Origin of the sequence: Faecalibacterium sp. An121, assembly GCF_002160915.1 — a bacterium.
Classification (GTDB): domain Bacteria; phylum Bacillota; class Clostridia; order Oscillospirales; family Ruminococcaceae; genus Faecalibacterium; species Faecalibacterium avium.
This window is the reverse complement of sequence record NZ_NFLM01000014.1, coordinates 48,703-68,758: the sequence shown is the minus strand read 5'-3', so window position 1 is coordinate 68,758 and position 20,056 is coordinate 48,703. Positions and strand designations below refer to the sequence as shown.

The 20,056-nt window shown below is 58.1% G+C and carries 20 protein-coding genes; 15 read left to right on the top strand and 5 right to left on the bottom strand.

Annotated features, from left to right (window positions below; genetic code table 11):
* Positions 1–311 precede the first annotated feature (311 nt).
* From lepA to B5E66_RS08855, 4 genes are read right to left on the bottom strand one after another with little or no spacing between them, the layout of a single operon-like run.
* Complete coding sequence (lepA, locus tag B5E66_RS08870; RefSeq protein ID WP_087231682.1) at positions 312–2,123, bottom strand: translation elongation factor 4; 1,812 nt, start codon at positions 2,121–2,123, stop codon at positions 312–314.
* A 23-nt stretch (positions 2,124–2,146) separates the two neighbouring features.
* The gene (alr, locus tag B5E66_RS08865; protein ID WP_087231679.1) at positions 2,147–3,346 is read right to left on the bottom strand and encodes an alanine racemase; all 1,200 of its coding nucleotides are present in this window, start codon (positions 3,344–3,346) and stop codon (positions 2,147–2,149) included.
* Between the two features lie 12 nt (positions 3,347–3,358).
* Positions 3,359–4,138: a tRNA 2-thiocytidine biosynthesis TtcA family protein gene (locus tag B5E66_RS08860; RefSeq protein ID WP_087231676.1), complete on the bottom strand. Its 780-nt coding sequence runs from the start codon at positions 4,136–4,138 to the stop codon at positions 3,359–3,361.
* Positions 4,135–4,704 carry a hypothetical protein gene (locus B5E66_RS08855; RefSeq protein ID WP_087231673.1) on the bottom strand — a complete coding sequence of 190 codons (570 nt, stop codon included), beginning with the start codon at positions 4,702–4,704 and terminating at the stop codon, positions 4,135–4,137. The genes B5E66_RS08860 and B5E66_RS08855 overlap by 4 nt, the downstream gene beginning before the upstream one ends.
* A gap of 299 nt (positions 4,705–5,003) precedes the next feature.
* Between B5E66_RS08855 and rplM the strand changes: the two genes are divergently transcribed.
* From rplM to B5E66_RS08830, 5 genes are all read left to right on the top strand, one after another.
* Positions 5,004–5,432 (top strand): 50S ribosomal protein L13, encoded by a 429-nt coding sequence (rplM, locus tag B5E66_RS08850; protein ID WP_087231670.1) that lies wholly within the window; start codon positions 5,004–5,006, stop codon positions 5,430–5,432.
* A gap of 17 nt (positions 5,433–5,449) precedes the next feature.
* Complete coding sequence (rpsI, locus tag B5E66_RS08845) at positions 5,450–5,848, top strand: 30S ribosomal protein S9 (protein WP_087231667.1); 399 nt, start codon at positions 5,450–5,452, stop codon at positions 5,846–5,848.
* Between the two features lie 345 nt (positions 5,849–6,193).
* A complete protein-coding gene (locus B5E66_RS08840) occupies positions 6,194–6,973 on the top strand; it encodes a BRO family protein (RefSeq protein WP_242958138.1) in 780 nt (259 codons plus the stop codon).
* A 54-nt stretch (positions 6,974–7,027) separates the two neighbouring features.
* The gene (locus tag B5E66_RS08835; RefSeq protein ID WP_087231664.1) at positions 7,028–7,906 is read left to right on the top strand and encodes a DUF6017 domain-containing protein; all 879 of its coding nucleotides are present in this window, start codon (positions 7,028–7,030) and stop codon (positions 7,904–7,906) included.
* A gap of 48 nt (positions 7,907–7,954) precedes the next feature.
* On the top strand, positions 7,955–8,839 hold the full coding sequence (locus B5E66_RS08830) for a ParB/RepB/Spo0J family partition protein (protein WP_087231661.1): 885 nt from the start codon (positions 7,955–7,957) through the stop codon (positions 8,837–8,839).
* Positions 8,840–8,878: 39 nt separating this feature from the next.
* On the opposite strand, the gene B5E66_RS08825 is transcribed toward B5E66_RS08830, so the two are convergent.
* On the bottom strand, positions 8,879–10,078 hold the full coding sequence (locus B5E66_RS08825; protein ID WP_087231658.1) for an ATP-binding protein: 1,200 nt from the start codon (positions 10,076–10,078) through the stop codon (positions 8,879–8,881).
* Positions 10,079–10,179: 101 nt separating this feature from the next.
* Between B5E66_RS08825 and B5E66_RS08820 the strand changes: the two genes are divergently transcribed.
* The 10 genes from B5E66_RS08820 (at position 10,180) to B5E66_RS08775 (ending at position 20,031) form a co-directional block, all read left to right on the top strand.
* The gene (locus B5E66_RS08820) at positions 10,180–10,638 is read left to right on the top strand and encodes a hypothetical protein (protein WP_087231655.1); all 459 of its coding nucleotides are present in this window, start codon (positions 10,180–10,182) and stop codon (positions 10,636–10,638) included.
* Positions 10,639–10,731: 93 nt separating this feature from the next.
* On the top strand, positions 10,732–11,202 hold the full coding sequence (locus B5E66_RS08815) for a PcfB family protein (RefSeq protein ID WP_087231652.1): 471 nt from the start codon (positions 10,732–10,734) through the stop codon (positions 11,200–11,202).
* On the top strand, positions 11,199–12,953 hold the full coding sequence (locus tag B5E66_RS08810) for a VirD4-like conjugal transfer protein, CD1115 family (RefSeq protein ID WP_087231649.1): 1,755 nt from the start codon (positions 11,199–11,201) through the stop codon (positions 12,951–12,953). Before B5E66_RS08815 ends, B5E66_RS08810 begins: the two co-directional genes overlap by 4 nt.
* Before the next feature lie 236 nt (positions 12,954–13,189).
* Positions 13,190–13,405, top strand: coding sequence for a Maff2 family mobile element protein (locus B5E66_RS08805; RefSeq protein ID WP_087231647.1), 216 nt, complete (start codon positions 13,190–13,192; stop codon positions 13,403–13,405).
* 265 nt (positions 13,406–13,670) lie between these two features.
* Positions 13,671–14,537, top strand: a complete 867-nt coding sequence (locus B5E66_RS08800; RefSeq protein ID WP_087231645.1) for a VirB6/TrbL-like conjugal transfer protein, CD1112 family — start codon at positions 13,671–13,673, stop codon at positions 14,535–14,537.
* Positions 14,538–14,568: 31 nt separating this feature from the next.
* Complete coding sequence (locus B5E66_RS08795) at positions 14,569–14,961, top strand: PrgI family protein (protein WP_087231642.1); 393 nt, start codon at positions 14,569–14,571, stop codon at positions 14,959–14,961.
* 31 nt (positions 14,962–14,992) lie between these two features.
* Positions 14,993–17,338: a VirB4-like conjugal transfer ATPase, CD1110 family gene (locus tag B5E66_RS08790; protein ID WP_446718509.1), complete on the top strand. Its 2,346-nt coding sequence runs from the start codon at positions 14,993–14,995 to the stop codon at positions 17,336–17,338.
* Entirely contained in the window at positions 17,335–19,059 is a 1,725-nt protein-coding gene (locus tag B5E66_RS08785; protein ID WP_087231636.1) for a C40 family peptidase, read from the top strand. Before B5E66_RS08790 ends, B5E66_RS08785 begins: the two co-directional genes overlap by 4 nt.
* A 14-nt stretch (positions 19,060–19,073) precedes the next feature.
* Positions 19,074–19,346, top strand: a complete 273-nt coding sequence (locus B5E66_RS08780) for a DUF4315 family protein (protein WP_087231633.1) — start codon at positions 19,074–19,076, stop codon at positions 19,344–19,346.
* Entirely contained in the window at positions 19,327–20,031 is a 705-nt protein-coding gene (locus tag B5E66_RS08775; protein WP_242958137.1) for a DUF4366 domain-containing protein, read from the top strand. Before B5E66_RS08780 ends, B5E66_RS08775 begins: the two co-directional genes overlap by 20 nt.
* Positions 20,032–20,056 lie beyond the last annotated feature (25 nt).

The following is a 20,056-nucleotide window of genomic DNA, read 5'->3' as shown; positions in this document are numbered from 1 at the left end:
CTTTACTTATAACACCCCCGGGGCACCATACCGGGAGATGATATAAGGGGCGCACAGGTGCCAGAGACCACCTGCACGCTCGGGTAAAACACCCATCCGATGTGGCGGCAAAGAGGAATGCTAGAAAATAGAGATTCCTTCTGTTGTTGATCGCACCAAAACAAAAGAACTTTTGCGTCACGAAAGATAGGGTCCCTCTGCGGGGGTCGGCCATACGGCCGGCCCCCGCATTGTTTTGCGTGCGGGCAAAAAAGCGGCGCGCCCAAAAGGCGCGCCGCTTTGGCATACATTTGAGGGAGGGGGAAAGAGGCTCAATCGTCGTCGTTGTCCAGCTTGAGCACGGCGGTGAAGGCCTCGCTGGGCAGGCTGACCGAACCCAGCTGGCGCATCTTCTTTTTGCCCTCTTTCTGCTTTTCCAGCAGCTTTTTCTTGCGGGTGATGTCGCCGCCGTAGCACTTGGCCAGCACGTCCTTGCGCAGGGCCTTGACCGTTTCCCGGGCAATGATCTTACCGCCCACCGCCGCCTGAACGGGGATCTCAAACAGGGTGCGGGGGATGTTGTCCCGCAGCTTTTCGCAGATGCGGCGGCCTTTGGCGTAGGCGTTGTCCCGGAACACGATCATGGACAGAGCGTCCACCGGGTCGCCCGCCAGCAGGAAGTCCAGCCGCACCAGATCGCTCTCCCGGTACTCCTTGAACTCGTAGTCGTAGCTGGCATAGCCCCGGCTGCGGCTCTTGATGGCGTCGAAAAAGTCATAGACGATCTCGCCCAGGGGCATGGCATAATGCAGATCGACCCGCACATCGTCCAGGTATTTCATGTCGATCAGTTCGCCCCGTTTTTGCTGGCACAGGTCCATCAGGCCGCCCACATAGTCGTTGGGCGTGTAGAGATGGACGTCCACAAAGGGTTCCTCCTGGCTGGCGATCTGGGAGGGGTCGGGGTACTCGGAGGGGTTGGAGATGGTGCGCACTTCCCCGTCGGTCATGGTGATGCGATACTGTACGCCGGGGGTGGTGGTGACCAGGTCCAGGTCGAATTCCCGTTCCAGCCGTTCGGTGATGATCTCCATATGCAGCAGACCCAAAAAGCCGCACCGGAAACCAAAGCCCAAAGCGGCGCTGTTCTCGGGCTCGTAGGTCAGAGAGGCGTCGTTGAGCTGCAGCTTTTCCAGAGCGTCTTTCAGGTCGGGGTAGCGCTTGCCGTCGGCGGGATAGATGCCGCAGAACACCATCGGCTTGACCTGCCGGTAACCGGGCAGAGCTTCGGGGGTGGGGCGGTCGGCCAGAGTGACCGTGTCGCCTACGCGGGTATCCTGCACCGTCTTGATGCTGGCGGTCAGATAACCGACCTCGCCCGCGGACAGCTGCTGGCAGGGGGAGAGGCTGGTGGCGCCCATATGGCCCACCTCCACCAGGGTGAACTTGGCCCCGGTGGCCATCATCAGGATGGTGTCCCCCGGCTTGACGGTGCCCTCAAACACGCGGATATAGACGATGACCCCCTTGTAGCTGTCGTAGACGCTGTCGAAGATCAGAGCCTTGAGGGGGGCGTCGGGATCGCCGGTGGGGGCGGGGATGTCGGCCACCACCCGCTCCAGCACGTCGCCCACATTCAGGCCGGTCTTGGCCGAGATGCGGGGCGCGTCCAGACAGGGCAGGCCGATCACGTCCTCCACTTCCTGGGCGACCTCGTCGGGATGGGCGCTGGGCAGGTCGATCTTGTTCAGCACCGGCACGATCTCCAGGTCGTGCTCCAGGGCCATGTAGGTGTTGGCCAGGGTCTGGGCTTCCACGCCCTGGGTGGCGTCCACCACCAGGATGGCCCCCTCACAGGCGGCCAGGCTGCGGCTGACCTCATAGGCGAAGTCCACGTGGCCGGGGGTGTCGATCAGGTTCAGTTCATACACCTGGCCGTCTTTGGCGGTATAGTGCATGGTGACCGCCCGGGCCTTGATGGTGATGCCCCGCTCCCGCTCGATGTCCATGTTGTCCAGGATCTGATCCTCCATGGTGCGCTCGTCCACGCTCTCGGTCAGTTCGAGGATGCGGTCGGACAGGGTGGATTTGCCGTGGTCGATATGGGCGATGATGCAAAAATTCCGGATGTTTTTGTTTGCCATGGGTTCCTCCATAGGTATGGGGTTTAGCTGTTCAGATGGTCGTCGATAGCGATGGGCCGGCCCTGCTCCAGATAGACCCGGGGCACCCTGCGGGCGACCCCGCACAGCACCTCATACGAGATGGTGCCGGTCTTTTGGGCGATGGTCTGGGCAGTGTCCCCGGCAAAGCCTCCGCCCCACAGGACGGCCTCGTCTCCCTCGGCCACCTGCGGCACGGCGGACACGTCCACCAGCATCTGGTCCATGCACACACGGCCCAGCACCGGGCAGGGGAAGCCGTGCAGGTCCACCACCCCTTTGCCCTCGCTCAGCAGCCGGGGGTAACCGTCGGCATAGCCGGCGCAGAGGGTGGCGGCCCGGGTGGGCTGCCGGGCGGTGAACCGCCGCCCATAGCTGACCGACTGGCCGGGCTGTACCTCCTTGACCATGCTCACCACCGTTTTGAGGGTCATGACCGGGCGCAGCTGGTCGAAACCGACCTCCTCGCTGGGGGGATAGCCGTACAGAATGATGCCGGGCCGGCCCATGCAGCGCTGCCGGGGCAGCCCCTGGGGCCAATCGGGATGCAGCAGGGTGCCGGCCGAGTTGTCACAGTGCACCAGGGCGGGCTCGTGCCCGGCTTGCCGCAGCGCCTCAAAAGCCTGCACAAAGAGGGCGTGCTGCTGCCGGGTATAGGCCTGGCTGTCAGCGCCCAGCTCGTCGGCGGCGGCAAAATGCTGGAACAGGCCGGTCATCTCCAGGCCGGGCAGACTGGCGGCCTGCACCATTTCCCGGATGGCGGCGTCAAAATCGGTGCGCAGGGCAAAGCCGATCCGGCCCATGCCGGTATCCGCTTTCAGGTGGATCTGGACCCGCACCCCTGCCGCGCAGGCCGCCTGGGACAGGGAGACGGCGTAGGGCAGGGAATAGCAGCACTGGGTGATCCGGTTTTGGGCCAGGACGGCGGCAAACTGTGCCTCGGTGCGGCCCAGGATCAGGATGGGCAGCTCCACGCCGGCCCGCCGCAGCTCCAGGGCCTCCCCCAGACGGCTCACCGCCAGCCAGGCCGCCCCCGCCTGCGCGAAAGCCTGGGCGCAGCGGACGGCGCCGTGGCCGTAGGCGTCGGCCTTGACGATGGCGCACAGGGGCATCCCCCCGGCCCGCTGTTGTGTGGCTTGGAAATTGTGGCGCAGCGCGTCCAGGTCGATCTCGGCCCAGACGTGCCGCTCAAAGGGTTGTTGCATAGATTCCGCCTCTCAGTCTTGCTGCTGCTTGATGGTAAAGGAGCCCCGCCCGGTGTGCAGGGGCCGCCAGCCGTCGATGCCGCTCTCCTGCAGGGCGTGCAGGGTCTTTTGGCGGAAGGCGTGGTCGGTGCGGCAGCGCTCCTGGACAAAGTCCTTGGTGTGCTGGCGGGTGGTGGCGCCATCGGCGGGACAGCAGCTCTTGACGATGGGCAGCCCCTCCTCATAGACGGCGGCTTTCACCTCGGCCTCGGTGGCCAGCAGCATGGGCCGGATCAAGGTCAGGTCCCGCCGGGACAGGTAGGTGACCGGTGAAAAGCAGCCGATCCGCCCTTCCTGCCACAGGTTCATATAAAAGGTCTCGATGGCGTCATCCAGGTGATGGCCCAGGGCCACCTTGTTGCACCCCAGCTGCTGGGCCGCCGTGTGCAGCGCGCCCCGCCGCAGCTTGGCGCAGAGGGCGCAGGGGTTCTTCTCCTGCCGCTCCTCGAACACCACCGGGCCGATGTCGGTGCGGCGCACCTGGTAGGGGATGCCGCAGCGCTCCATCAGGCTGGCCAACTGGCTGTAATCCCCGGGCTGGCGGCCGAACTGGGGGTCCAGGGTGACCGCGTACAGCTGGTAGTCAAAGCCGATGTACTCCCGCAGGAGAGCCAGGCCCACCGTCAGGGCCACGCTGTCCTTGCCGCCGGATACCCCCACCAGCACCCGGTCCCCGGGGGCCAGCATCTCGTAATCCTGCACCGCCTTGCGCATCAGGCCGGCCAGGCGCTGCATTGCCTTTTGTTCGCTCATGCCAGGGTCACGCTTTCGACCAGGTTGAGCACGTCGCTGATGGAGGCCAGCCGGGTGAGGGCAGAGACGTAGACCACGTCCCCGCTGTCATAGGTGATGGTGGCCAGCACGGCATAGTAGGCCTGGATGTCACAGCGGACCGCCTCCACCTGGGCCCCCTCCACCTGGATGGTGATATCTCTGGGGCTGATGAAGCCATAGCTGGCCCGCAGATCCTCCTCGCTTTTGGCAATGAAGTCCGGGTAAGTAGAAGGGTCCCCCCGCTGGAACAGCACGACCTGATACTGGTCGTCCTCGGGGTCATCGCTGGAGGCCAGTTCCAGCACCTGCCCCAACGTGGGGTCCTGGGTCATATGGCAGACCGGCCAGACCGCCGATTCATAGTAGACGGCTACGCCGTTCTCGCCGGCATAATAGGTGTCCGGGTGGGCGGGGGTGCGCCGGCTGGTGAGGAACAGCAGCACCCCATACACCGCGACACCGATGAAGATGAACGCGGCCATTCCGATCAGCAGACGGGAAGACCGCTTTTGGGCGGCGGCCTGGCGGTCGATCTCTCTGGGCATTCTGGTAAATCTCCTTTGTTACAGATACTATGCGCAAAACGCAGCGTACTTTATAGTATAGCATAAATCACGGCGGATTTACAGCGCCCGGCAAAGAAAACCCTGTCCGGCAAAAATAAAAATGAGACGTGAGATCCAAAGAGGATTCAAGAGAAATCAAGAGATTTTGAAAGCTGGATGGATTTGAGCTGAAAAAAACAAAAAATCGTGTTGACAGGCGGCTTTTGATGGTATATACTATCTTTCGCGCCCCACCCGGCGCCTGAACTGTTGTGAATGCTTATCAGGAGGAAATATATATGAGCACTACTCTCGTGAAGCCCGCTGAAGTGGAGCGCAAGTGGTACCTGCTCGACGCCGCCGGCAAGCCGCTGGGCCGCGTCGCAGCCGAGGCTGCCGTTCTGCTGCGTGGCAAGCAGAAGGTCGATTTTACCCCCAACGTGGATTGCGGTGACTTTGTCGTGGTCATCAACTGCGACCAGGCCGTTCTGACCGGCAAGAAGGCCGAGCAGAAGTTCCACATCACCCACTCTGCCTACATCGGCGGCCTGAAGAAGGTCCAGTACAAGAAGCTGATGGCTGAGAACAGCAACCTGGCCATGACCTATGCCATCAAGGGCATGATCCCGTCCAACACCATCGGCGCCAAGGCTCTGACCCGCCTGCACTGCTACAAGGGTGCTGAGCACGCCCACGCTGCACAGAAGCCCGAGAAGATCGAGTTCTAAGAAGGAGGCAATCGAATATGTACGAAACCAAACCTTATTTCTACGGCACTGGTCGTCGTAAAGATTCTGTTGCCCGCGTCCGCGTGTACGCCGGCACCGGCAAGATCACCATCAACGACCGCGATCTGGACAACTACTTTGGTCTGGAGACCCTGAAGCTGATCGTCCGCGCTCCCCTGGTGCTGCTGGGCGTTGAGGATAAGTACGACGTGGTGGTCCGCGTCAACGGCGGCGGTGTGTCCGGCCAGGCCGGCGCCATCCGTCACGGCATCAGCCGCGCCATGCTGCAGCAGAGCGACGAGAACCGCGCTGTGCTCAAGAAGGCCGGCTACCTGACCCGCGATCCTCGCATGAAGGAGCGCAAGAAGTACGGCCTCAAGGCTGCCCGCCGCGCTCCCCAGTTCTCCAAGCGCTGATTTTTCCCAAAAAGTTTTCAAAAAAGCTCGGAAAGACGTATCTTTCCGGGCTTTTTCTGTTTGATCTGGTTCGGCGCATTTGGAAAAATTTGGTGGTTTTTGACCTGGTTTGCACTGCTTTTTAGGGGTCAAAATCGGGGCTAACCGTCCTCTTTTTCGCAAAAATGGGTGAAAAGAGGGGCTAACTTTTTGGCCTCTGTACACCTGTCCGATGGACATGGCATACATTCCGGTTCTTTCTGGAATGCCTCCTTTGTTACATAGAGCCACGGCACGATTTCTTCATCGGAAAGACAAGCCGTGACTCTTTTTCTTTCATCCATCCAGAGCGACAAAGGAGGCAACATGAACATGAATGTCGAAATGAAGAATGCTGTCAGCATATTCCGCAACCAGATGTTTGGGGAGATCCGCATCCTTCAGGAAAGCGGCAAGTGCCTGTTCTGCGGGGCAGATGTGGCAAAAGCGCTGGGCTACAAGAACAACCGGAAAGCGCTGACTGACCATTGCAGGTGTGTAACGAAACGTTACGCACCGCACCCTCAGTCGCCGGACAAGAGAATCGAGATGGCTTTTATCCCCGAAGGCGATGTGTACCGGCTGATCGTCCACAGCAAACTACCCAACGCTGTGAAGTTCGAGCGGTGGGTGTTTGAGGAGGTGCTGCCCACCATCCGCAAGTACGGCGGCTACCTGGGTGAATCCCTGATGGAGCAGATCCAGCAGGACCCTGATGTCCTGTTCCGTTTCGCGGAAGCTCTGCTCAAAGAGAGGAAAGACAACAACGCGCTGCGCAAAGAGCTGCTGGCGCTGAAACCCAAAGCGGAGTTTTACGATGCCTTTGTGAACCCGGGCGACTGCACCAACATCCGGGCCACCGCCAAAGAGCTGAACGTGCCGGAACGGCTCTTCTGCAAATACCTTCAGCACAAAAAATATCTCTACCGTGCCCCCGCCGGAAACCTGATGCCCTATGAGGCGCCTTTCCGGCGGGGGTTTTTTATTGTCCGGGACTTCTATAACCATGATACTGGTTTTTTCGGCTGCTATACGCTGTTCACCCCGTCTGGAAAAGACGAGATTCGCAAACAGCTTGCTGAAATCCTGGCCTGGAAGAAAAAGTAAGGCCTGCTCCCTTGTAAGTGAAGATTCAGCAGCAAAGAAGAAAGGAAGATCGAAGTGGCCAATTACTTTACGGGCGGACAAGCCGAACTGTTTTCGTTCTACCGACTCCCCAAGATCCTTTTTACGGACCTTCAGTTCCGGAGCATCTCCACAGACGCCAAAGTGCTGTATGGCCTGGTGCTCGACCGGATGAGCCTTTCGGTGAAGAATGGGTGGTTGGATGAGTCGGGCCGGGTGTACATCATCTTCACGGTGGAGGAAATTATGGAGTACCTTGCCTGCGGCAACAAAAAAGCGGTGGGGCTGCTGCGGGAACTGGAAGAAAAGGCTGGCTTGATCGAGCGCAGGAGGCAGGGTCTGGGGAGGCCCAATCTGATTTATGTGAAAAACTTTACAGAAGTGCCGGAAAGCCAATTCCAAAAGTGCCAAAACGACACGTCCAGCGGTGTCATTTCCACACGGCAAGAGGTGTCAAAAGGACACAGTAATAAGACGAATCAGAATAAGACTGAGATGAGTGAGACGGATCCTTTCCTTTCAGGCGAAGCCGCCGGAACGGAATCCGAAGGGAAAGATGACCGCACCCGGTATCAGGAATATTTTTTCCGGCAGCTTGGCTTCGAGGCTCTGATTGCAAGCTATCCTGAAGACGAGGATATGCTGCGGGAGATGCTGGAGCTGCTGGTTGATACCGTGTGCAGCAAACGCCGCTTCATCCGCATTGCAGGCGACGATAAGCCAGCCGAGGTGGTAAAGGCCCAGCTCATGAAACTGAACGGCGACCATCTGCGGTTTGTCCTCATGTGCCTGAAAGAGAACACCACCCAGGTACGAAATGTCCGGCAATATCTATTGGCGACCCTCTACAACGCCCCCATGACCATGCACAGCTCCTATGCTGCCAGGGTACAGCATGATTTCAAAACAGGATAAAATTTTGGCCCAGAGGTTTCTCTGAGCCTTTTCTGTTGGAGGTGATGAATCATTTCAGAGCAAAAAAGCGAAGTTATCTCAACGGAACCCAACCGCGAGCAGATCCAGCAAATCCCCATTACGGACCTGCATCCCTTCAAAAACCATCCGTTCAAGGTGCTGGACGATGAGGCCATGCAGCGGACGGTGGAAAGCGTGGCTCAGTTCGGCGTGTTGGCCCCGCTCATTGCCCGGCCCCGAACGGAAGGAGGTTACGAGATCATTTCGGGGCACCGCCGCCAGCACGCGGCAGAGCTGGCCGGGCTGAAAACCCTGCCGGTGATCGTGCGGAACATGAGCGACGATGAGGCGGTGATCCACATGGTGGACAGCAATTTGCAGCGCGAACACATCCTTCCCAGTGAGAGGGCTTTCGCGTACAAAATGAAACTGGAAGCGATGAATCATCAAGGAATTAGAGGCGATTTAACTTGTGGCCAAGTTGGCCACAAGTCTCGTGACCTGATTGCAGCTGAAGCTGGTGACAGTGCTCGCAACGTCCAGCGTTTCATCCGTCTCACCAATCTCATCCCTGAACTGCTGGACCTGGTGGACCAAAAGAAAATCTCCTTCAATCCCGCTGTGGAACTGTCCTATTTGACGGTTGCCGAACAGCGGGATTTTTTGGAGGCCATGCAGGATACCCAGAACGCCCCGTCTCTTTCCCAGGCCCAGCGCATCAAGAAGCTGAGCCAGGAAGGCAAGTGCACCTACGATGCCATCTTCGACATCATGGGCGAGGAAAAGAAGGCCGAAATGGACCGCGTGACCATCAAAAACGATGTACTGCGGAAGTATTTTCCGAAATCCTACACGCCCAAGCAGATGCAGGACACCATCATCAAGCTGCTGGAACAGTGGCAGAAAAAGCGCCAGCGCAGCCAGGAGCGATAAAGGCCAGGACCAACAATGGCCCTGACCTTTATCTGATTTTCAATACCTGTCACTCAACAGGAAATCCAGCAAATGCACGATCTGCACACCGTTGATATTCCCAGAAGCCAGATCGTCCAATGTCACTACAAATTTGGGGTAATGGTCCCTGATTTCCAGGAGGTTGCCGACTTCCCGGTCAGAATCTTCGGGCAGCTGACGGCAGACCTGCACATAAATGCGCTCATCTCGCCGCACAGCTACAAAGTCGATTTCCCTGGTCTCATTCTTGCCGATGTATACCTCATAACCGCGGCGCAGCAGCTCAAAATACACGACATTTTCCAGCATGGATGCCAGCGATTTAGGGTTGAAGCCCGTCATGCAGTATTTGAGCGAAGGGTCAGCCAGATAAAACTTTTCCTGCGTTTTGAGGACAGACTTACCTTGCAGATCATACCGCTGACAACGGTAAATAACGAAAGCCTTTTCAAGCCAGTTCAAGTAATTGTAGATGGATTCGACGGACAGAGAACGCCCTTCGCTCCTGAGAAACTTGACGATAGCGTTGGCCGAGAAAGTTTTGCCCACGTTTTCCACCACATATTTGACCACCCGGTTAAACAGGTCGTAATTGCTGATGTTATGCCGTCTGGTGATATCGTTGGTAATGACAGAACTGTAGATACCCTCTACGATCTGGTAAGCGGAACGCTCGTCAAAAGAACCCAGAGCAACAATAGGAAAGCCGCCGGTGCGCAGATAGTCGTTGAGCAACTCTCTGGGTGGACGTCCGCTGGCTGCTTTGAAGTCCAGGTACTCTGCGAATGATAGGGTATATACCGGAATGGAAACATACCGCCCGGAGAGATAGGTGGAGATTTCGCTGGACATCAACCGGGAATTGGAGCCGGTCACATAGATGTCGGCGTTTCCGTTTTCAAGCAAACTGTTCACAGCTTTCTCCCAGCCGGCAATTTCCTGTACCTCGTCCAGGAGCAGGTAGTAAAAAACGCCATCCTTCATCTGCGACTTGATGTTTTGGTACATCTCACGGTCGGTCATGCCCTGTTCGAGCTCCTCGGATGTATAGCGCATCAAAATGACCTGCTCTGCCATGACACCGCCTGCCAACAAATCATCCCGCAGCATTTCAAGGATGGTGGACTTTCCGCAACGACGGATACCTGCGAGGATCTTCACCAGCGGGATGTTGCGATAGGTGCGCAGAGCGTCTATATATCGTGGCCTGAGAATCACAGAAATCGCCTCCTTCTATTCATAGTATAAGAGAAACATAATAAAATTCAAGAGTTTTTGCTGGATTTCAGAAAAAACTTCAAAACAGAAAGGAAATATCTATGACTAAAACAAAACCCACCCTCGCACAGCAGACCTATGAGAAGGTCTGCGCCATCGAAGCCATCCTGAACAGCCTGCTGGCAGACAGCACCACATCCGTATCTAGCCCGCCCGTGTCGGAGCGCCCCCTCTATCTGGCAACGGCTGGCCCCGAGATGCCTCTCTCGGTCATCCGACTGGAGGACGCTTCTGACTACCTCCCTTGTTTCGACGAGGCCGATTTGCTGTACGGCATTCCCGGCCTGCCCATCCTGATGAGCTACTGCCCGGAACAGGTCATGGACATCGGGGAGGAATCCTATCTCGTCGGCTCCATGGTCTTTTTCCGCATCGACCACATTGGCAACACCGTGTCCCTTCAGGTGGCTGACCTGTATCAGCTGGCGGAATTTTTGGAAGAGCACAGCGTTATCCTGATGCAGGGCGGCGAGAGTTTTGTGGCCATCCGGCTGGACTGACCATGTGGACGAGCGCGGTATTTTTTGCGGCGGGCGCCTGGTTCGGCTTTTTCGTCGCGACCCTGATGCAGGCAGAAAAGGACGGTGAAACCCATGCAGGAAGATGTGGAGAACAGAACGATCAACTTTGCCATCAGTACCACCAAGCTGACGGGCCGGACGCTCCTGGCGGCAGCCCGTAAGTTCTTGCAATGGCGGGCGGGTAAGGCTCGCAGCAAGCCGGTGGGCAAGCAAAGCGTCAAACAGCTGCTGCGGCAGGATCAGGGAGCCACCAACATCGAGATCGAGAAAACCGGTATCCGGGATTTCAAGCGGATCTTGGATAAGTATGGCGTGGACTACGCCATCACCAAGAACCACGATGACCCGCCCCGGTATCTGGTTTTCTTCAAGGCACGGGATGCCGATACCCTGACTGCTGCCTTCAAAGACTACTCCGCCAAACTGGTCCAGAAAGAAAAACGCCCCAGCGTTCTGGAGCGTTTGCAGCAGTTCAAGGCCCTGGCTGCTGAGCTGGTGCCCGGCCGGATGAAAGAGAAAAAGCAGGAGCGTGGTGAGCGATGAACCAAAACACCAAACGCCTTGTACTCCTGAACCTGCCTTATGTCCTGATGGGCCTTTACGCCACCAATCTGGGCTGTGCCTGGCGGCTGGCTGTCGGGGCTGACTTTTCCGAAAAGATGCTATCCCTCATGTCGGTGCTGCCGGAGGCGCTGGGCCGCATCGTGCCCAGCTTTCACCCACTGGACCTGTTGGTGGGCCTGTGCTGCGGCGCAGGGCTTCGCCTGGCCGTCTATCTCAAAGGCAAGAACGCCAAAAAGTACCGCCACGGCAGCGAGTACGGCTCGGCCCGCTGGGGCAATGCCAAGGACATTGAGCCGTACATGGCCCCCAAGTTTGAAGATAACATTATCCTGACTCAGACCGAGCGCCTCACCATGTCCAGCCGCCCCAAAGACCCCAAAACGGCCCGGAACAAAAATGTTCTGATCGTAGGTGGCTCCGGCAGCGGAAAGACCCGCTTCTGGATCAAGCCCAATCTCCTGCAAATGCATAGTTCCTATGTTCTCACAGACCCAAAAGGCACCACGGTTTTGGAGGTCGGCAACGCCTTTTTGAAGAAAGGCTACCGCATCAAAATCTTCAACACCATCAACTTCAAAAAGTCGATGCATTATAATCCGTTCGTGTACATCCACTCGGAAAAAGATATTTTGAAGCTGGTGACGACCCTCATGACCAACACCCGCGGCGAGGGAAAAGGCGGTGATCCATTTTGGGACAAAGCAGAAAAGCTCCTGCTTACGTCGCTTATTGCCTATATCCATTATGAGGCCCCGGCAGAGGAGCAAAACTTCGCCACTCTACTGGAATTTCTCAACATCATGGAAGTGCGAGAGGATGACGAGGAATTCCAAAACCCGGTGGACCTGATGTTCGAGGACCTGGCAAAAGAGAAGCCCGACCACTTTGCGGTGCGGCAATATCGTCTTTATAAGCTGGCGGCGGGCAAGACTGCCAAGTCAATTTTGATTTCCTGCGGTGCCAGATTGGCCCCATTTGACATCGCTGAACTGCGGGAAATTACCACCTACGATGAGCTGGAACTGGACACCCTGGGCGACCGAAAAACAGCGCTGTTCCTCATTATGAGCGACACCGACAGCACCTTCAACTTCCTGATTTCTATGGTGTACACCCAGTTGTTCAACCTGCTTTGCGAGAAGGCCGACGATGTGTACGGCGGGCGGCTGCCCGTCCATGTGCGATGCCTGATCGACGAGTGCGCCAACATCGGCCAGATCTCGAACCTGGAGAAGCTGGTGGCCACCATCCGCAGCCGGGAAATCTCCGCCTGTTTGGTTTTGCAGGCACAGTCCCAGCTCAAAGCTCTGTACAAAGACAACGCCGACACCATCATCGGGAACATGGACTCGCAGATTTTTCTGGGCGGCTCGGAAAATACCACCCTAAAAGAGCTGTCAGCGACCCTGGGCCGGGAAACCATTGATATGTACAACACATCGGACACCCGCGGTAACAGCCCCAGCTACGGCACATCGTACCAAAAGACGGGTCACGAACTCATGAGCCGGGACGAGCTGGCTGTTATGGACGGCGGCAAGTGCATCCTGCAGCTGCGGGGCGTCCGGCCTTTTCTGTCCAACAAGTATGACCTGACCCAACACCCCAATTACAAGCTGACCGGCGACTACGACAAGAAGAACCTCTTTGACATCGAGAAGTTCCTTGACCGCCGGCTCAAACTCAAACCGTCGGATGTGTACGATGTGGTGGACGCTGACGAATCATAAAATCCTTTCTCCCAAAAGACACCGTAAATTGGGAGAAAGAACCGGCCCGTTGGGAGTAAATGGGCCATAAATAGTCGTTCCGCTCTCCCTGCTCTGGGAGAGCGTTTTTATTTACCCCAGGCTCCAGGATACACCGGCAAATCAGCCCTCGCTGTGGTTGGCAGCTTATCAAAATCAACGATTTCAGGTGTGTATCGGGGCCGCAAGTGTTCTTTTATAACAAGGAGAAGATCACCATGGAATTCTTCAATAGCGCAATCGAAGTCCTTCAGACCCTCGTTGTTGCCCTGGGCGCTGGCCTCGGCGTGTGGGGCGGCGTCAACCTGCTAGAGGGGTATGGGTCCGACAACCCCGGCTCGAAAAGCCAGGGCATGAAGCAGCTCATGGCCGGCGGCGGTGTCGCCCTCATCGGCACCACCCTCGTACCTCTGCTGAGCGGCCTGTTTGGCTAAAGATAGCCGGATAGCGTAACCCTGTAATCTGCCCCCGCCCAGCGCCCCAAGCGGGAACTGCCGCCCACAGAATAGGGCTTCCACATTCAGCCCGCGGCGCGCTGGGACATGGCGGCATTCATCCAAAAACCAACCCATACAAGCACAATTTCAGGAGGACACAAATATGGAACTCTTTTCTGTTGCAACTGCGCTCTTTCAGTTTCTCGCTTCCCTCATGAGCCTTTTGTCCCGGTTCCCGCTGCTGGGCTAAGGAGGGCGGTCCGTGGACAAGGTACTCCAGAAAATCACCGAGTGGCTCAAGGAGATACTGGTCGGCGGGGTCATGGGCAACTTGTCCGGGATGTTTGATTCGGTCAACGAGCAGGTGGGCGAGATCGGCGAGCAGGTCAGCCTGACCCCCGCCGAGTTTTCGCCCCGGGTCTTTGAGATGGTCCAGGGGGTGTCCGAGTCGGCCATTTTGCCGATCGCGGGCATCTTCCTGACCATCGTGGCCTGCTATGAGCTGATCCAGATGGTCATCGACCACAACAATCTGGCCAACTTCGAGACCTGGACCTTCTTCCGCTGGGTGTTCAAGACCTTCGTGGCCGTCACCCTCATTTCCAATACCTTTGACATCACCATGGCCGTCTTTGACCTGGCCCAGACGGTGGTGGCCGAGTCCAGCGGCATCATTGCGGGCAACACGGCGGTGGACGATACCACTTTGCTCACCCTGCAAACCTCCCTCATGACCCTGGAACTGGGCGAGCTGCTGGCTCTCTACCTGCAATCCTTCCTCATCGGTTTTACCATGAAAATACTCGGTATAGCGATTTTCGTCATCGTGTATGGCCGTATGGTGGAAATCTATCTCGCCGTAAGTTTGGCCCCCATCCCGTTCTCCACCTTCGGCAGCAAGGAACAAAGCCAGATCGGCCAGAACTACTTGCGCAGCTTGCTGGCTTTGGGGTTGCAGGGGTTCCTCATCATGATCTGCGTGGGCATTTACGCGGTGCTCATCCAGGGCGTGTCGTTTGCATCCGACCCCATCGCGTCGATTTGGGGCGTCATTGGGTACACCGTCCTGCTCTGCTTCACACTGCTCAAGACCGGCACCCTCGCCCGCAGCATCCTCAACGCCCATTAACGCCCCACACCTATTATAAAAGGAGGACAATATGGCAGCCTATATTTCCGTCCCGCGGGACCTGACGCGGGTCAAATCCAAGATTCTGTTCGGCCTGACCAAACGGCAGATCGTCTGCTTCGGGACCGGCGCACTGATCGGTGTGCCGGTCTACTTTTTTGTCCGGGGCAGCGGCAACCTGAGCCTGGCGGCTCTTTCCATGATCGCGGTCATGCTCCCGTTCTTTTTCTTTGGGATGTACGAGCGCAACGGCCAGCCGCCCGAGGTGGTGGCCCGGCAGTTCTATCAGGCCCGGTTTGTCCGGCCGAAAGTCCGGCCCTACCGCACCAACAACTACTATGCCGCTCTCGTGCGGCAGGCAGACGCCCAGGAGGAGGTGACGCGCATTGTTCAAAAAGCTCAGCAGCGAAAAGCCCGCCGGTAAGCCCCTGTTCAGCAAGGCTGAGCGCAAGAAGATCGACCGCATCGTGAAAACGGCCCGCCGCGATGACGGCATCCCCCGCACCGCCCAGCAGACCATTCCCTTTGAGCGGATGTTTGCCGACGGTACTTGCCGGGTGCGGGACGGCTATTACACCCGCACCATCCAGTTTCAGGACATCAACTACCAGCTGGCATTGCAGGAGGACAAGACCGCCATTTTCGAGGAGTGGTGCAGCTTTTTGAATTTCTTCGATTCGTCGGTGCACTTTGAATTTTCCTTCGTCAACATGGCCGCCGACGCCGAGAGCTTTGAGTGCAGCATCCGCATCCCGCCTCAGAAGGACGGCTTCGATGACATCCGGGCCGAGTACAGCCAGATGCTGAAAACCCAGCTGGCCCAGGGAAACAACGGCCTGACAAAAACGAAATACCTGACCTTCGGCATCGAGGCGGCGTCCATGCGGCAGGCCAAGCCCCGGCTGGACCACCTGCAGAACGACATCCTCAACAACTTCCGCCGCCTTGGCGCGGCGGCCCGCGTCCTGAACGGTTGGGAGCGGCTGCGCCTCATGCACGACCTGTTCCACATGGATGGTGAATCCAAATTTAGATTTGACTGGAAGGAGCTGCCCAGGTCGGGCTTTTCTGCCAAGGACTTCATTGCCCCCAGCGCCTTTGCGTTCAACACCCGCACCTGTCAGGTGGGCGGTCTGCATGGAGCCATGAGCTTTTTGTCCATCACGGCGTCCGACCTCAGCGACCAGCTGCTGAAAGACTTTCTGGGGATGGAATCCAGCCAGATCGTGACCATGCACATCCACTCGGTGGACCAGAACAAGGCCATCAAGACGGTGAAGCGCACCATTACGGAACTCGATAGATCGAAGATCGAGGAACAGAAAAAAGCTGTCCGTGCAGGCTATGATATTGACATATTACCGTCGGATTTGGCGACCTATGGCCGGGACGCCAAGAACCTCTTGAAGGAGCTGCAAAGCCAGAATGAGCGGATGTTCCTGCTGACGTTTCTGGTGTTCAACACCGGGCGCACACCCCAGGAACTGGAGACCAATGTGTTCCAGGCGGCCAGCATCGCCCAGAAGCACAACTGCCAGCTGATCCGCCTGGACTGGCAGCAGGAGCAGGGCCTCATGTCGTGCCTGCCCTTGGCCCACAACCTGGTGGAGACCGAGCGGGCGCTGACCACTTCCAGCACCGCCATCTTTATCCCATTTACGACACAGGAGCTGTTTCAGGCAGGGCCCGGTGCGCTCTACTACGGCCTCAATGCTCTCTCCAACAACCTCATCATGGTGGACCGCAAGCGGCTCAAAAACCCCAACGGCCTGATCCTCGGCACGCCTGGAAGTGGAAAATCATTCGCAGCCAAGCGTGAAATCACCAATGCCTTCCTCGCCACAGACGACGATATCATCGTCTGTGATCCCGAGGCAGAATATGCGGCACTGGTGGAGCGGCTGCACGGTCAGGTTATCAAAATCTCGCCTACCAGCACCCAGTTTATCAACCCAATGGACATCAACGCCAACTATTCGGAAGAGGATAATCCCATCGCCTTGAAGTCGGATTTCATCCTCTCGCTGTGCGAGCTGGTGGTAGGCGGCAAGGAAGGGCTGCTTCCCGTCGAAAAAACCGTCATCGACCGCTGTGTGCATCAAATTTACCAGGCGTACTTTCAGGACCCGCGGCCCGAGAAAATGCCGCTTTTGGAGGACCTCTACAAGGCCCTCTTGGAACAGGAAGAAAAGGAAGCCCACCACGTTGCCACGGCTCTGGAAATCTACGTCAAGGGCAGCCTGAACCTGTTCAACCATCGGACCAACGTGGACATCGACAACCGCTTTGTCTGCTACGACATTCGGGAGCTGGGCAAACAGCTCAAGAAGATCGGGATGCTGGTGGTACAGGATGCCGTTTGGGGCCGCGTAACTACGAACCGTTACGCCGGAAAAACGACCCGATTCTTTATAGACGAATTCCATCTCTTGCTTCGTGAGGAGCAGACGGCGGCCTATTCGGTGGAGATCTGGAAGCGCTTCCGCAAGTGGGGCGGCGCACCCACCGGCATCACCCAGAACGTCAAGGACCTGCTGGCTTCCCACGAGGTATCGAATATTTTCGAGAACTCCGACTTCATCCTCATGCTGAATCAGGCCGCCGGCGACCGGCAGATTCTGGCGAAACAGCTCAACATCTCGCCCCATCAGCTGTCCTATGTGACCCACTCGGGCGAAGGCGAGGGGCTGCTGTTTTATGGCAACGTGATCCTGCCCTTCGTGGACCGCTTCCCGCAGGACACCGAGCTGTACCGCATCATGACCACCAAATTTTCCGACGGCGCAGGTGATGCCGGATGAAGCGGAAAACCACCCGCCTGACCTTCACCGAGGAGGAACTGGCAAACCCGAACGTCCGCCGCGCGGCCAAGAAGGCGGCCCGTGCCGCCGACCGGGCCGACAAGGCCAAGGCGAAACTTTCCACCCGCGCCCCGCCCAAGCGGGGCCTCAAGATGGACGCCGACAAGGCCAAAGAGCGGAGCGCCCAGCTCCGCTTTGGCAAGGCAGAATTCAGTGAGGAGATCGCCAAACCCAAGCGCCGCAAGCCGGGCGCAGAGGCGCTGCTGGGCGGCGAAGCACACCGCCAGGTGGACAAGCAGAATCAGGATGAAAACGCCGGTGTGCAGGCCGCCCACGAGGGGGAACGCCTGGCTGAGGGCGCGGCCAAAAAGCTGAAAAACGGCAAGTACAGCAGGAAACTGAAAGCCTACAAGAAGGCTGAAAGGCTGGACAAAGCCGCCGATAAAGCCAACATCCAAGCGTTGCATCGGAAGAAACAAGCCGAACAGCCCACATCCAACCTCATCTCCCGGTGGAAGCAGCGGCAGCAGATCAAGGCCAGCTATTACGCCAGAAAAACCGGAAGCAAGATGAGCGGCAGCGCGGCCAACACCGCCCGCAGCGCCGCCACCAAGAAGGCCAAGGCCGCCGCGGCCAAAGCGGCGCAGTTTGCCTCTACCCACGCCCACATGATCCTGATGGGCGGCGTGCTGGTACTGCTGATTATGGTGATCTTTTGCTTCATCACCTCCTGCTCGGTGTTCTTTCCGGGCGGGATGGGCACGGTCTGGACCACATCCTACACCGCCGAGGACGAGGACATTCTGGGCGCAGAGGCCGACTACCAGGCCCTGGAAGAAGCCCTGCGGGCGGAAATTGCCGCTATCCCCTCCAGCTACCCGGACTACGACGAGTATACCTGGGATTTGGACCCCATCACCCACGACCCTCACCAACTGGCCGCGGTGCTGACGGCCATCCACGAAGCCTACACCCGCGGCGAGGTGCAGGGCACCATGCAGTCTATTTTTGACGCCCAGTATGAGATCATCTTGACCGAGACCATCGAGATACGCACCCGGACCGAGACCCGCACCGGCACCGACCCAACCACCGGCGACACCTACACCTATGAGGTGGAGGTGCAGTATGAGTGGCGGATTTTGAACATCACCCTGCTGAATTTCGGGATCGACAGCGTGGCCCGCGGGATGCTCTCGGGGGACGATCTGGACCGCTACGACATCTTGCAGGAGACTCAGGGCAACCGCCCCGAGCTGTTCGGCGGGGTGTCGGTGGGGTATGGTTCGGACGGCTCCGGCGAGGTGGGCATCGACTACGAGGTGCCGGCAGAAGCGCTCAGCGACCCGGAGTTTGCCGCCATGCTGGAGGAAGCCGAAAAGTATCTGGGTACCCCTTATGTCTGGGGTGGTTCGTCCCCGGAAACGGGCTTTGACTGCTCCGGGTACGTCTGCTGGGTGCTCAATCAGTCCGGCTGGGACGTGGGCCGCACCACAGCCAACGGCCTGTGGCAGCAATCTGCCAAAGTGTCGGAACACGAGGCAAAGCCTGGCGATCTGGTCTTTTTCCAGGGCACCTACGACACCCCCGGCGCGAGCCATGTAGGGCTGTATGTGGGCGACGGCATGATGATTTCGGCGGGAGACCCCATCAAATATTCGAATATCCACTCAAGTTATTGGGACAAACACCTGCTGGGTTTTGGCAGGATTCCCAAGTGAAACGGAGGTGCACAATGAGCGAAAAACTGGACAAACTGCGGGCCGATCTGGCACGGGCCAGGGAGCGGCGCATCCAGCTGAACAATCGCATCGAACTGCTGGAACGGCGCATCGCGGAGGCGGAAAAGGTGGAGGTGGCCGAGATGGTGCGGGTGGCAAACCTCACCCCTGAACAGCTGGCCGCCCTGCTGCAGCAGAACGCCCACACCACCCCGAACCCCGCCGCGTTGGCGGCCGTCGGGGCCAACATGAACGAGGAGGAACCGTGTGAGAAAATTTCTGAATAAATTGACCTGCATAGCCTTGTCGCTGACCTTCCTGATGGGCTGCATGGCTACCCCGGCCTTTGCTTACGGCGGAGAAGAAACTGGCGAGGAAGTTAAAGCTCCGTCCATTTTTGAGACAGAGGAAGAACCTGTCACGGTAACTGAGCAGGACGTCGGTCCCCTGACCCCCGAGGGCAACCTGGCGGTGGTGGATGACTACCAGACCACCTTTTCGGACGGGACAGCCCAGCAGTTCATCACCCTGGTAAGCAAATCGGGGGCCTATTTTTACCTCATCATCGACCGGGCCGCCGACGGCGACCAGACGGCCCACTTCCTCAACATGGTGGACGAGGCCGACCTGCTGGCCCTGATGGACGAGGAGGACATCCCCGAACCTGAACCGGAACCGGCTCCCGCCCCGGAACCCGAACCGCTGCCCGAACTGGAACCCGAAGAAGAGGATGGTGCGGGCAAATTTGTGCTGGTGTTGCTGGTGCTGGCCGGTATTGCCGGCGGCGGGGCGTACCTCTGGTTGAAAATGCGGGAGAAGCAGCGCGAGGCCGAGGAAAACAAGCCCGATCCCGACGCCGATTACCGGGAGGACGAGGAGGAGATTGTTCTGCCGGAGGAAGAACCGGAGAGCGGACCTGACGAAGATGCCGAGCGCAAGGCGTATCAGGGCAACGATGGGTATGAGGAGTAAGACATGAATAAAAGAAATATATGGG